We start from the raw sequence: 13,723 nt of genomic DNA on the forward strand, positions 1-13,723 counted from the left end.
CCCCGGTTTCCCTTGCCGTGCACGGAAACCGGTCTTCAGCGCGCCCGCACGAAGGCGCCCGACAGAACAACAGAGGAGAACGCATGCGAGCGAGTCCGAGCCGGTGGCGGAAGGTGGTGACGGGGTCGATGGCCACGGCGCTGGCGATCGCGGCGGTGACCTACACCGGCGCGAGCACCAGCGCCTACGCCGACGTCCAGGTCCTCACCGACACCAAGACCGGCGCCGACGGCAAGCAGTACTGGGTGCAGAACCACCTGGTGTCGAAGGACCTCGCGGCCCCGTCGCGCGCGGACGGGGGCCCGCCCAAGAAGTGGCTGCTCGTGTGGGCCGGCGACGAGAACATCGCCGACACCGCGGTGAAGGACGTGAAGAACCTGCCGGGCACGCTCGGCGGCGGGCTGAACAAGGTGAAGAACGCCTTGCCCGGCCCCGATTTCCTCGCCGTGATCGACGCGACGCAGGGCTCGCCGACGTACGGGAAGGTCGTGAACACCGCGACCGTGGGCCCGCTCGTGGAGAACGAGCCGCACCACATGCAGTACGTGTGGCACAAGGGCGACACGATCTACGCGGGCGCGCTGTTCGCGGCGGCGACGTACGCGTTCGACGTGAGCTCGTTGCCGCAGCTGAAGCTCAAGGGCGTGAGCCTGCCGACGCAGACGCCGGGCGGTTCGGTCCCCGACGCGTACTGGGTGCTCAAGGACGGCACCGCGTACGGCACCTACATGGGCGGCCCGGTCGTCCCCGGCCCGTACACCTACCCCGACGGCAGCACGCAGATCGGCAACGGGTTCGCCGGCAGCCCCGGCGAGGTCGTGCACTTCGACCCGAACGCCAAGGTGCTGTCGGAAAACCCCGCCGCGACCCCGCAGGGCGACAACCCCAAGCTGTGTGACAACCTCCCGCAGCTGGGCAAGCCGACGTGCGCCAACCCGCACGGCGTCCAGGCCCGTGAGGACCTGAACACCCTGGTCACGAGCGACTACGCCGAACCGCGCAACATCATCCTGGACCCGGTGAAGCAGCCCTCGCCCTACCTGCGGCGCCCGACCGTGCGCACGTGGGACATCTCCGACCGCAACCACCCGAAGCTGAAGTCGGTGTCCTACCTGCCCGACGGGCCGCGCGCCGACCCCGCGGACCCGCTGCACTCCGAGAGCCGCGCGGTCATGGAGACGACCGTGACGAACCTGCCGGGCCACAAGGGCGCGTTCGCCCAGACGATGCAGGGCGGCGCGGTCTTCTACACGCCGGACATCACGGCCAAGGAACCGCACTGGATCGAGGTGTTCGACGACGGGGCGGCCAACAAGGCGATCTTTCCGAACAACGACGCCAACGGTGCCAGCTCCAACGGCGGCTGGATCCAGACCAGCCCGGACGACAAGTACCTCTACCGCGCGATCGTCGGGCGGCAGAAGGGCACGCTCGGCCCCGACGACCCCGGCACGACCGGCGGGGTCTACGTGCTCGACATCCGCAAGCTCGTGAACGCGGGCGACCGGATCGAGGACATCCGGGGGCGCGTTGACACCAAAACCAAGGCGCAGCAGGGCGGGGGCGGGGACCTGCCGACCGTCGCCGGGGCCGCGCCGATCAACCCCGGCACCCCCGGGGCCGGCCCGCACTGGGGCGCGTACGACAACCTCGTGCTCGGTTCCGACGGGCTGTACCACGAGACGACGCAGCCGCAGCACCTCGCCGTGTCGAACTACTTCGTCGCCCGGTCCGGGTTGGACGGTGACCACAAGGTCAACCTCCTGAACCTCTCGCCGGACGGGCAGGTGTCGGTGGACCGGAACTTCCGCGACGAGTTCACCGGCCAGGTCGGGATCAACTTCAACCGCAAGTCCTGGCCGCACGGCGACTTCGGCAACGCCAAGCCGCACTCCGAGCTGTTCGTGGCCGCGGACGCCGACGTCCAGTGACACCTCCGGTGCCGGGCCTTCACGGTCCGGCACCGGACCTCCCCGGAAGGTCCACGATGGATCACGACCACCTCACGCCGGGCACCGGCTCGTCCGGAGTGGACGCGCTGGCGCTCGCGCTGCGGCTGGCGTTGCTGCTCACGACCGCCTGCCTCGCCGGGGCGGGCCTGCTCACCCCGCTCGCCGGCGAGCTGACGAGGCGGCTTCGCACCATCCTCCCCGGACTCGGCGCGCTGTCGGCCCTGCTGGCCATCGGTTCTCTGTTCGCCGTGCCGATCAACCCGGTCGCGCTCGCGGTGCACGTGCTGCTCGCGCTGGCCGTGCCGGTGCTCGTGCGGTGGCCGCGGTTCGGGCGGTGGGCGGCGGTGGCGCTCGGCGCGCTGGTGGTGCTCGAGACGTCGGCCGGGCGGTCCGGAGTCGCCTTCGCCGCCGACCTCGGCTACGTGGCCGGCGCGACAGTCTGGTTCGGATTCGCGTTCCTCGGCGCTTCGCACCGGGAGTGGCGCACCGGCACCGTGCGGCCCGGCCCGCTGGCGCTGACGCTCGGCGGGCTGCTGGTGCTCGCCGGCGGGGTCGAGCTGGCCCTGTCCGGGCCCGGGTTCGACCGGCGGCTCTACACCACGGCCTTCGGCATCACGGTGCTGCTCGTGGTGACGCTGCCGCTGGTCGTCACGGCGCTCGCGGTCGGGCTGCGCCGGGACCCGGGCCGCACGTACCGCGTGGGCGCCCTCGGAGTAGGGCCGGCGTTCCTCGCGTGGAGTGCGCTGGCGGTGCTCCCGGCTCCTCCCCCGTTGCCGGTGCCCGGGGTCCCGCTGCTCGCCGACGCGGGCGGGTTCCCGGTGCTGGTCAGCCCGCAGCGGCCGGGCCACAACCTCGTGCACTTCCCCGCGAGCGCCGGCACCGGCCTCGCGGTGGCCACCGGCGCCGGCCCGGTCGCGCAGGCCGTGACGAGGCCCGGAGCGGAAGGCACGTGGGCCGACGTCGTCCTGCCACCCGGCCGCAGCGAGCTGCGGATCCAGCGCGGCGACGCCACGTCGGCGCTCGAGGTGGACGCCGGCACCGAGCCTGGTCCGGGCGTCGCGGACGACTCGCCGGAATGCGCGACCGCCGCGCTCGGCGGTCTGGTCGCCGGGCACCGCGACGTGCTCACCTCGTGCCCGGCCGACGCACTGTCCCCTGAGGACAGTGGTGCGCTGGCGAAACTGGTGGACTTCCTGGCGACGCGCAAGCCGGCTGCGATCACGCTCGTGGCCGACTCGTCGCCGCGCGGCACGGCTGCGGCCGCGCTCGTGCGAGACCGCGCGGCAAGCCACGGACTGCGCGTGCAGGCCGGCCCCGGGCCGGACACGGCGCTGCTGGTCGTGGCCGGCTGGACCCGGGGGTACGCCGCGTTGAAGGGCGTGAAGGAAGCGCAGCAGACCCGCCCGACGCACCAGTACGGCCTGTACCTGGCGCCCTGGCTGCTCAACGCACCGCTCGTGAACGCCGTCGCCGGCTCGTCGCTGCCGCTGCGGTTCGACCCGCGCGAACCCACCGCGCTGGCCTACGCGGTCGCGGTCGGCGACGCGTTCGGCGGCGAGAGCCCGACCGTCGGCGGCTTCGCGCGGTGGCTCGGGCCGAGCCGCGGCGACGTGGACGGCGGCGTGCAGATCTACGCGTCGGCGCAGGTGAACGCGATGCCGACGGACCCGCGGGAGCCCCACGCCCCCGGGATGGTGATGAACCGCGACTACGCCGGCCAGTGGGTGCCCGACGGCACCGTCGTGCCGATCTCCGCGGTCCTTCGCTGAAGAAAAACCCCGATGAGTAAAGGAGAAACCGCATGAACCGCAGGATCCTGCTGCCGCTCGCCGCGGCCGCCGTCTTCACGGCGCTGTGCGCCGGTGTGGCGGACGCGGCCCCGGCCGGCCCGGCCGCCGTGTGGGCGGCGCCCGGCGTCGACCTCGGCAGCGTGCTCGGCCCGCTCGGCCAGCCCGTCGATCTGCTCGCCCCCGGGTACGGCCTGCTCACCACCGTCTCCTGAATACCGCGTCCCGAAAGGAAACCCGATGAAACACACCCTCGTCCGCGCCACCGCGATCGCCGCGTTCGCCGGCGCCGCCACCCTCGTCGCCGCCGGTCCCGCGCTCGCGGCCGAACAGGACCCGCCCGGGGTCGTCGTGGTCGACGAACCGGACACGAGCGGCCTCACGAACATCTGGACGTTCGCCCCGCTCGGCGTGCCGCCGCTCGGACTCGTCCAGTCGCTCGGCGGGGTGCCGGGCAAGATCCTGCCCTCCTGGGGCTGATCCTCCGCGCGGCGGCCGGCCTCCCCGGCCGCCGCGCCCGTCCTCCTCGTTCCCTGGAGTTGCCATGACTGTGAAGAAACCCCTGCCGGCCGGCCGGTTCCTGCTGTCCTCCCCCACGTCGTGCGCGGCGCCGCGACCTGCGCCCGAAGAGCCGGTCCGCGTGGTGCCGCTGACGATCGCGGCGGTGCTCGGCGTCGCGCTGAGCTGGTACGTCTGGGCGACCTACGGCGGCAAGTACGGCATCCTGCTCGTGCTCGGCCTGGCGCTCGGGATCGCGTTATTCCACTCCCGCTTCGGCTTCACTTCCGCGTGGCGGCAGCTGATCGCCGTCGGCAACGGCGAGGGCCTGCGCGCCCACGCGCTGCTGCTCGGCACCGCGACCACGCTGATCGCGCTCATCGCCGGCACCGGCGCCGGGCTGTTCGGCGCCACCCCGAAGCTCACGGCGAGCCCGATCGGCCTGCCGCTGTTCGTCGGCGCGGCGGTGTTCGCGATCGGCATGCAGCTGGGTGGGGCGTGCGCGTCCGGGACGCTGTTCGCCGTCGGCGCGGGCCAGTCGACGATCGCGCTGACCCTCGGCGGGTTCATCGCCGGGTCGGTGTTCTACGGCTGGGTGTACCCGGTGTTCACCGGCTGGCCGCAGGTGTCCGGTTTCCTGCTCGCGGACCACGTCGGCTGGGCCGGGTCGTGGGCGATCACGATCGCCGCGCTCGCGCTGGTCGTGGTGCTGACGCGGGCCGTGCAGGCGCGCCGGACACCGCCGCCGCTCGACGTCGTGCCGACCGCGCGGGGGTTCGTGCGGGTGTTCCGCGGTTCGTGGCCCCTACTGACCGGCGCCGTCGTGCTCGGGGTGCTCGCGGCCGCAGTGGTGCTGGTGTCGGGCGGCACGTGGGGTGTCACGTTCGCGTTCGCGCTGTGGGGCGCGAAGCTGCTGCAGCTGGTGGGCCTGCACCCGGAGACGTGGGAGTTCTGGCAGACGAGCACCAACGCCAAGGCGCTCGCGGGCCCGATCTGGACGGACAAGACGAGCCTCACTAACCTCGGCATCATCCTCGGCGCCGCGGTCGCCGCGTCGGCCGCCGGGACGTGGCGGATCCGCGCCGAAATCCCGTGGCGGACGGCGGTGGCAGCCGTGCTCGGGGGGTTCCTGATGGGGATCGGCGCTCGGCTGGCGGGCGGCTGCAACATCGGCGCGTACCTCGCCGGGATCTCCACCGGCAGCCTGCACGGCTGGCTGTGGGGCCTGTTCGCGCTCGGTGGCACGTGGGCCGGCCTGCGGCTGCGGCCGCTGTTCGGCCTCACGAACCCACAGCCGTCCGACGGCGTCTGCTGAGTGGGACAGCTTGTCCCGTCGGCGGCACCTTCCTATAGTGCGTCAGACGTCTGACGTCTCGGGAAGGCGGAGTTGATGGCGAAGGATCTGCGGTCGTTCCTCACCGAAGTGGTTTCAACCGGTGCGGGCCAGGTCAAGCACGTGAGCAAACAGGTGGACCCGCGATTCGGCGTCACCGCCTACGGAGCGTGGTACGACAAACGCGGTGACTACCCCGCGTTGCTGTTCACCGACGTGGCGGGCAGCGAACTGCCCTGCCTGACCAACCTCGTCGCGACGCACGAGCGGATGGCGCTGGCCCTCGGGGTCGACGTCGAGACGCTCGTGCGTTCGTCGGTGGCCGGTCAGGGCCGCGCCGCGCACCCACCCGTCGAGTTCTCGGGCGACCGGGCGCCGGTGCAGGAGGTGGTGTGGCGGGGCGACGACGCCGACCTCACGCGGCTGCCGATCCCGACGCACAACGAGCTGGACGGCGGGCCGTTCCTGACCGCCGCCGTCGGGGTCATGCGCGACCCGGAGTCGGGCGCGGTCAACGCCGGGATCTACCGCCACCACATCTACGGGCCGCGGCGGCTGGGCGTGTGGTTCTTCGGCTCGCACGACGGCGGCACGATCCACCGCCGCTACGCCGAACGGGGCGAGCCGACGCCGATCGCGCTCGTCGTCGGGCACCACCCGGCGTTCCTGATGGGCGCGGTGTCCCGGGTGCCGGGCATCGGCGGCGAGTACGACGCGGCCGGCGCGTACCTGGGCGAAGCGGTGGAAACCGTGCCGGCCGTGACGTCCGGGATTCCCGTGCCGGCCCACGCGGAGATCGTGATCGAGGGCCACATCCTCCCGGACGAACTCGAGGAGGAGGGGCCGTTCGCGGAGTGGCCCGGGCACTACGTCGGCGGCGGCCGCAAGCCCGTCATCGAGGTCGACGCGATCACGATGCGCCGCGACGCGATCTTCCAGGACATCCAGGCTTCCGGCCGCGAGCACCGGCTGATGGGTGCGCTGCCGCGGATCGCGAGCATCCACGAGGCCGTGCGGCAGAAGGTGCCGGGGTTGCGCGCCGTCAACATCCCGCTGCACGCGCGCATGCACTGCTACCTGTCGATCCGCAAGGACTCCGACACCGACCCGACGCGCGCCGCGTTCGCCGCGCTCAACACCGAGCCGGAGAACCTGCGGGCGATCGTGATCGTCGACGACGACATCGACGTCTACGACGAACGCGAGGTCGCGTGGGCGATCGGCACCCGGTTCGACGCGTCGCAGGACCTGCAGATCATCCCGCGCTGGAACGGGCCCGGCGGCCTGCTGCCCACGAACTGGAGCTACGACTCCGAGGGCGGGCGTACGCCGCAGCGCTCGTCGGCCGTGATCGTGGACGCGACGAAACCGGCGCCGCCGATCGTGTTCCCGGCGCGGGCGCGGGTGCCGGAAGCCGCGCTGGCAGCGGTGGACGTCGACGCGATCCAGACGATTTCCGCGGTGGGCGAGCTGCCGATCTGAGGTTCCGCGGCCCTACCGTCCACTTCGGACACTCGCCTCGGTTTGACGGTTTAGTCTAGACGACTTAGTCTACCGAGCCATGAGCGAGACGAGCTACGAACGCGCCGGTGCCGTCGCGGTCGTGACCATGACGGCACCGCCGAACCTGTTCACGCCCGCACTGGGGACGCAGCTGGTCGCGGCCGTCGGGCGCGCGCGCGACGAGGGCGCGCGCGCCCTGGTGCTGCAAGCCGACGGCCCGGTGTTCTGCGGCGGCGCCGACGTGAACCTCTTCAAGGACCGCTCCGAAGCCGACGCGCGGACGATGCTCACCGAGGCGTACGCCGCCATCCACGCCCTCGAGGACGCACCGTTCCCGGTGCTCGCCGCGGTCCAGGGGCAGTGCCTGGCGGCCGGTCTCGAGCTGGCACTGGCGTGCGACCTCGTCGTGGCCGCCGAAGGCACGCTGTTCTCCCAAGTGGAGGCCCGGATCGGCGCAGCAACGTTCCTCGGCGGCGTCAACCGGCTCGTCGAACGGTGCGGCCCCGCGCGGGCCCGGGAGATCGTGTTCGGCGCGGACTTCCACGACGCGGCGACGTTCGAGCGGTGGAACGTGGTGAACCGGGTGGTGCCTGCCGCCGAACTGCGGTCGTCCGCGTTGGCGTGGGCGCAGCGGTTGGCTGCGGGCCCGACGGCCGCCCATGCGGTTACGAAGCGCTTGGTGCAGGCGACCCTCGCGCAAGGGGCGCGGGCGGCGGACGCCCAGGTGCTGGAGGTTTCGCCGGCGCTGTTCGAGTCGAGGGATCTGCAGAACGCGGTGGGTTTGCTGCTGAGCCAGGGGGTGCGGAAGTTCATGGCTCAGCACGAGGATGTCGTGTTCGAAGGACGTTGAGATCGGATCCCTGGTGGGTTCCGGCGAAGGATAGCTGCCACGCGACGGTGGACGGCACCGTGGTTCCGTCTGCTGTGGACAGTCCGGTGCTCTCGGTCGACGTCGAAAAGCTCCGGCTGGTCGAGGTTCGCAGGCCGACATCGCGCCGTCCGGTGTGGTGCTCGCGCCGTCGCCAGCCGCGGCGAAGGCCGGGGACACGGTTTACCACGGGGTCAACCCGTTCCTGACTGCCTCAGGGCCGGCGGGCCGGTGTGTTCGAGCGCCGAGATGATCGCGGCACTGCGGCCGCGGGTGGTGGTCGCCGGGCACGAGCGGCCGGGGCTGCCGGACGGCGATCTCGCGGCGACGGTCGGCTTCACGCGGTCGTACTCACAGGAGTTCATCCGCGGCGTCGAGGAGTGCGCCGGGGCCCGGGAACTCGTGACGCGGATGTGGCACGGTTCCCGGACCTCGGCAACCCGTCGGTGCTGGTGCTGTCGGCGGTGACGGCGTTCAAACGGACGCGAGGCGCCTGAGGTACCTCGTCGCGTCCGCGCCCAGGCGGGGTTCGAGGGCGCCCAGCAAGGCAGCGATCTGCGCCGCCAGCTGGGGTGCCGGCCGGGTGTACGTGGTGGTCGGCCGGCGGCGCCACTCGTCGAGGTCGCGCTGGGCGTCGTCGGTGAGCGGGTCGTCGGGCGTGCTCAGCAGGTGCAGGTCGATGGCGAGGCGGGACCATTCGCTCACCCCGCGCAGCAGCGCCACGCCCGTGCCGCGAACGTGCCTCGGCTGGTCTTGCGCGGCGAGCGCCAGCAGGTACGGGCGGTCGGCCTGGCCGAGACGACCGGCGACGACGGTCGCGGCCGCGCGCACGACACCCGGCGACGGATCGGCGAGCAGCGGGCGGGCGAGCTCGACGGCACGTGAGTTCGTGGGGTCGGCGAGGAGCCACCGCAGTCCCCGGACGGCGGCCGCGCGCACCCGGGGCCGGGGATGGGCGAAGTGGTCGCGCAGGAGATCCACGTCGGCGGCAGTGCCCGTCTCCCCCAGGCCGGCGACGGTCGCGGGCGTGATGGCACCTCGGGCGAGGGCTTCGCGGTAGTGCCGGGCGGGGTCGTCGCCGACGCGGAGGACAAGCGCTTGCGCCATCGAGCGGACGAGCGAAGACGACTCGTCGAGGTGGTCGTGGGCGTGGCCGAGGAGGTGCAGTGCCCGCGCCCGGACTCGGGGTGGGCCGTCGCGCAGCATCGCTTGGGCCAACGCGGGGTCACCGTGGTCGAGGACGAGGTTTCCCGCCTGGGTGCGGACCACCGAATCGGTGTCGTCGTGCACAAGGCCGGCGAGGCGGTCATCCGAGAGCCGGCCGGCGTCGATGGCCGAGTCGAGGATCAGGCGACGGGTGCGGAAGTCATCGACGGTCAGGGCGTCGTCGAGGAGGTCGGCGGCGTTCAGGACCGGGTGCAGGAGGTGTTCATCGAGCCAGCCGTCGCTGCGCCGGCGGACGAGTGCGGTGGTGAGGGGCAGCAGGGGAACGAGGTCGGTCCGCGCGAGACGGGCCACGAGTGCCCGGCGCGCGGTCATGCGCACGGGGCGCACCCAGTCGGTGCAGCGGATCACCAGCAACGGCAAGGCCTCGGGGTTCGAGCTGCGGCTCAGCGCCGGGATGACCCGCTCGCGGACGTGGCCGCTGGCGGCACAGACCGCTTCGGCGAGTTCGGTGCGGGTGAGACGCCAGGACGATCCGCGGTGTGCGGTGTCGTTGAAGTACCAGCGGCTGACTCGGTGCGATTCGTCGAAGCGGATCCAGGCGCGGGGGTTTCCTGAGGCGAGTGTGTCGAGGTCGTCGTTGGTCACCATTGTTCGTTCCCCCCCGTCGGGGAGGAATGGTGCCGGTTGAAGTCGTTGGGTGCCAGCGGTTTATGGGGGCACACGTCGTTGGGACGTCGCGGAGGTGCCGTGGAGTGCTCGCGGTTGATCTAGTCGGTGTCGTCGCGGGCACAACATCCGGCAGCCGAGCCGGTTTGCCCGGAGCGACCATGCAGCCAGACCCGGCCCTGCACTTCGATCCCCGCCTTCCACGCGGTCTGGAGCACCTTGTCAAGGTACTCTTTCCCGCCTTGACAAGGTGCTCCAGACCGTCGTGACAATGAGAGATCGGGGTGCCCGTAGGGAGATCGATCCGGCGCAATGGCGCGTTAGCGCCGAGGCGGATCGGTGTTGGGCGGCGCTGAGCGGCAGTGGGCGGTACTTCGCGTGCAAAGCGCCTCGGCGCGCTGGTGCGCGCCATTGCGCTGGGGACTCGCCTGCACCCCGAAGCCGATGATGGTAACGACGGTCTGTACCACAGTGTCAAGGCGGGAAAGAGTACCTTGACACTGTGGTACAGACCGCGTGGAGGCTTCGGATCGAGGTGCAGGGCGGAGTCTGGGTGCAGGGTCGGTTTCCGTGTCGGGTGCGGGTGGTCGAGAGCCGCGCGGTGAGTTTCGTTCGGAGCTGAGTGGCGTTGCGCGGTGCGGGTGGCGAGGCTGGGTGTGGAGCCGATGGCCGTGTCAAGTGCTGGGAGATCCGTGGTGAGTCCCAGTGAGGGATAGGTGCCGTTGCGCGGCGGTGGCGTTCAGAGGCCGCCCAGCCGTTCGGTGATCGCGGTGCTCAGCCGGAGGATCGCGGCCGTCGAGTGGTCGAGGCGATGTGCGTCCACTGTGGACTTGACCATGCTGACGCTGAGGGCGCCGACGGGGTGGCCGCCGCGGCCGGCGACGGCGGCGCCGACGCACATCATGCCCGGGGCGGTCTCCTCGTCGTCGATGGCGTAGCCGTTGGTGCGGGTGCGGGTGATCTCGGTCATCAGCTCGGGCATGCGCGAGATGCTGTGCGGGGTGGGGGTTTCGAAACGGCCGTCGGCGTAGCGGCCGGCGATTTCGGCGTCCGGGAGGGACGCGAGGAGAGACTTGCCGCCGGCGGTGCAGTGGGCGGGCAGGCGCATGCCGATCTCGTAGGACATCGCGAGGGTGCGCAGGCCCGGCCGGGTCTCGACGTACACGACGTTGCGCCCGTCCAGCAGGGACAGCACGATGGTGTCCTCCGACAGCAGCCCGAGTTCCTGGTCGACGCGCCGGAACTCCTTCACGAAGCCGGACGTCGAGAGGTAGGCGCGGCCGAGCGGGACGACCTTCCAGCCGAGCTGGTACTGCCCGGCCGGGGTGCGGACGAGCAGGCCGGTGCCGACCAGCGTGGTGCACACCGCGAGGCAGCTGCTCTTGGGGGCGCCGATGATGCGCGCGAGCTCGCTCAACGGCAGGCCGTCGGGCACGGCGGCGAGCGCGTCGAGGATGTGCGCGGCGCGGGCGACCGACGGGACGGGCAGCCCGGCGGAAGACTGAGAACTGGTCATCGCGGGAGATTCTGTCATCGACGCAGCCGGCGGGCGAGCACCGCGGCCGCGACGAGGGCGGCCAGGGCCGGGACGACGCGTTTGGCCACGGGGAGGGCGATCGCCCGCAGGACGACCGTGTCGGAGTTGTGCCGGGAATCCCGCGCACCTGAGTTTCCGTCGTTCGCGAGCCGTGCGGATCCGACGCCGCCGTCCGAGCCGGCTGAGCCACCCGAGCCGGCCGAAACCGGCGAGTCGACTGAGCCACCCGAGCCGCCCGAGCCCCGCGAACCGGCCGAAACCGGCGAGTCGACTGAGCCACCCGAGCCGCCCGAGCCCCGCGAACCGGCCGAAACCGGCGAGCCGACTGAGCCACCCGAGCCGCCGGCAGCCGGGACGGCGCCGGCCGGCTCGTCGTCCGGCCACGCCTCCGCGGCCAGGTCGACGACCTCGGCCACCGGTTCCGCGGCGGCGATCCGGGCGGGAGCAGCACCAGAAACCACCGGCCGGCGGGCGCCCGTCACCTCGTCGGCCAGCGCTCGGGCGAACTCGCCGACCAAGCGGCTCGTCACCTCGCCCAGCACGCCGCGCCCGAACTGCGCCAGCCGTCCCGCCAAGGCGAGGTCCGTGGCCAGGTCGACGCGGGTGCCCTCCGGCGCCGGCGCGAGCCGCAGGGTGACCGTGGCCGATGCGGAGCCGCGGCCGCGCACCTCGCGGCCCGACGCCGCCACGACCACGACGCCCGCCCGCCGGTCGCGGGAGCGGAACTCGGCCACGCCCGAGTACTCGGCGGAGATCGGGCCCACCTTCACGCGCAGGCCGCCGCGGATCTCGTCGCCCTCGACCGCGTCCAGGTGCACGCCGGGCATGCACGGCGCGACGCGTTCCGGGTCGGTCAGCACGGCCCACGTCTGCTCCGGCGGCAGGGCGACGGTGAAGCTGTTGTCCAGTCGCACGAAACCCCCTACGCCGGGAACCGCAGGTCGACGCGCGAGCCGGCCGGCGGCGCCCAGCGGCTCGTGACGACCTTGCGCCGCGTGAAGAAGCGGATGCCGTCCTCGCCGTACTGACCGGAGTCGCCGAAGAGGGAGTGCTTCCAGCCGCCGAAGGGGAAGTACGGGATCGGCACCGGGATCGGCACGTTGAGCCCCACCATGCCCGCCTGCACGGTGTGCTGGAACCGCCGCGCGGCCACGCCGTCGCGGGTGAACAGGGAGACGCCGTTGCCGTATTCGCTGCCGTTGATCAGGCCGACGGCGTCCTCCAGGGTGTCCACGCGCAGCATCGACAGCACGGGGCCGAAGATCTCGTCCGTGTACACGGTCATGTCCGGGCGGACGTGGTCGAGCAGCGTCGGCGCGAGGAAGAACCCGTCCTCGCGGCCGGGGACCCGCACGTCGCGGCCGTCGACGACGAGTTCGGCGCCCGCGTCGGCGCCGGCCTGCACGTAGCCGCTGACGCGCCGCAGGTGGTCGGCCGTGACGAGCGGGCCCATGTCGGCGCCCTCGTCGCGACCGTCCCCAGTGGACAGCGAACCGATCCGCGCGATCAGCCGCTCGCGCAACGCGTCGCCGACCCCGCCGACGGCGACACCCACCGAAATCGCCATGCACCGCTCCCCCGCCGACCCGTACGCGGCCGAGACGAGCGCGTCCGCGGCCGCGTCGAGGTCCGCGTCCGGGAGCACCACGAGGTGGTTCTTCGCGCCGCCGAGCGCCTGCACGCGTTTGCCGTGCCGCGCGGCGGTTTCGTAGATGTAGCGGGCGACCGGCGTAGAACCGACGAAGCTCACCGCGTCGACGTCCGGGTGCTCCAGCAGCGCGTCGACGGCCGGGGCGCTGCCGTGCACGACGTTGAGCACGCCGGCCGGCAGCCCGGCCTCGACGGCCAGCTCCGCCAGCCGGTTCGCCGCCGACGGATCCTTTTCGCTGGGCTTGAGCACGAAGGCGTTGCCGCACGCGATGGCCAGCGGGAACATCCACATGGGCACCATCACGGGGAAGTTGAACGGCGTGATGCCGGCGACGACCCCCAGCGGCTGGCGGATCGAGTACGTGTCGACGCCGCGGGAGACGTTCTCGCTGAACTCGCCCTTGAGCAGGTGCGGGATCCCCGCCGCGAACTTCGCGACGTCCAGCCCCGCGTTGACCTCCGCGCGCGCGTCGGCGATCGTCTTGCCGTGCTCGCCGGTCACGATCTCCGCGAGCGCGTCGCGGTCGCGTTCGACGAGCCGGATGAACTCCAGCATCACCTGCTGGCGGGCGCCGAGCGACTCCTCGCCCCACGCACCCTGCGCGTCGAGCGCGACCTTCACCGCCTGGTCGACGATGCCGGTGTCGCCGAGCGCGACCCGGCCGCTGACGCTGCCGAGCGCCGGGTCGTGCACGTCGGCCCACGCGGGCGGCTCCGCCTGCACCGGTGCGCCGCCGACGAAGTGCTGGATGTTCTTCACGG

General features: G+C 72.4%; 11 protein-coding genes. 7 read left to right on the top strand and 4 right to left on the bottom strand.

Annotated features, from left to right (window positions below; all coding sequences use genetic code 11):
• The first annotated feature begins 128 nt into the window (after positions 1 to 128).
• The 7 genes from ACIA77_RS22500 (at position 129) to ACIA77_RS22530 (ending at position 7,923) form a co-directional block, all read left to right on the top strand.
• Positions 129 to 1,931: a hypothetical protein gene (locus ACIA77_RS22500; RefSeq protein ID WP_395888068.1), complete on the top strand. Its 1,803-nt coding sequence runs from the start codon at positions 129 to 131 to the stop codon at positions 1,929 to 1,931.
• 56 nt (positions 1,932 to 1,987) lie between these two features.
• Positions 1,988 to 3,721: a hypothetical protein gene (locus ACIA77_RS22505; protein WP_395887885.1), complete on the top strand. Its 1,734-nt coding sequence runs from the start codon at positions 1,988 to 1,990 to the stop codon at positions 3,719 to 3,721.
• 32 nt (positions 3,722 to 3,753) lie between these two features.
• Entirely contained in the window at positions 3,754 to 3,954 is a 201-nt protein-coding gene (locus ACIA77_RS22510) for a hypothetical protein (protein ID WP_395887886.1), read from the top strand.
• 25 nt (positions 3,955 to 3,979) lie between these two features.
• A complete protein-coding gene (locus ACIA77_RS22515; RefSeq protein WP_395887887.1) occupies positions 3,980 to 4,219 on the top strand; it encodes a hypothetical protein in 240 nt (79 codons plus the stop codon).
• 64 nt (positions 4,220 to 4,283) lie between these two features.
• Entirely contained in the window at positions 4,284 to 5,552 is a 1,269-nt protein-coding gene (locus ACIA77_RS22520; RefSeq protein WP_395887888.1) for a YeeE/YedE family protein, read from the top strand.
• Between the two features lie 75 nt (positions 5,553 to 5,627).
• Positions 5,628 to 7,052 (top strand): UbiD family decarboxylase, encoded by a 1,425-nt coding sequence (locus ACIA77_RS22525; protein WP_395887889.1) that lies wholly within the window; start codon positions 5,628 to 5,630, stop codon positions 7,050 to 7,052.
• Between the two features lie 79 nt (positions 7,053 to 7,131).
• Positions 7,132 to 7,923, top strand: coding sequence for an enoyl-CoA hydratase/isomerase family protein (locus ACIA77_RS22530; protein ID WP_395887890.1), 792 nt, complete (start codon positions 7,132 to 7,134; stop codon positions 7,921 to 7,923).
• 492 nt (positions 7,924 to 8,415) lie between these two features.
• Here the strand turns inward: ACIA77_RS22530 and ACIA77_RS22535 are convergent, their stop codons facing one another.
• The 4 genes from ACIA77_RS22535 to ACIA77_RS22550 all read right to left on the bottom strand — a co-directional run bounded on the left by ACIA77_RS22535 (position 8,416) and on the right by ACIA77_RS22550 (position 13,721).
• A complete protein-coding gene (locus ACIA77_RS22535) occupies positions 8,416 to 9,756 on the bottom strand; it encodes a HEAT repeat domain-containing protein (RefSeq protein WP_395887891.1) in 1,341 nt (446 codons plus the stop codon).
• 757 nt (positions 9,757 to 10,513) lie between these two features.
• Positions 10,514 to 11,290 (bottom strand): IclR family transcriptional regulator, encoded by a 777-nt coding sequence (locus tag ACIA77_RS22540; RefSeq protein ID WP_395887892.1) that lies wholly within the window; start codon positions 11,288 to 11,290, stop codon positions 10,514 to 10,516.
• A gap of 14 nt (positions 11,291 to 11,304) precedes the next feature.
• Positions 11,305 to 12,225: an SRPBCC family protein gene (locus ACIA77_RS22545; protein WP_395887893.1), complete on the bottom strand. Its 921-nt coding sequence runs from the start codon at positions 12,223 to 12,225 to the stop codon at positions 11,305 to 11,307.
• A gap of 8 nt (positions 12,226 to 12,233) precedes the next feature.
• Positions 12,234 to 13,721: a CoA-acylating methylmalonate-semialdehyde dehydrogenase gene (locus tag ACIA77_RS22550; protein WP_395887894.1), complete on the bottom strand. Its 1,488-nt coding sequence runs from the start codon at positions 13,719 to 13,721 to the stop codon at positions 12,234 to 12,236.
• Positions 13,722 to 13,723: the final 2 nt, after the last annotated feature.

It is taken from the genome of Amycolatopsis sp. NPDC051903 (genome assembly GCF_044452505.1).
Classification (GTDB): Bacteria; Actinomycetota; Actinomycetes; order Mycobacteriales; family Pseudonocardiaceae; genus Amycolatopsis.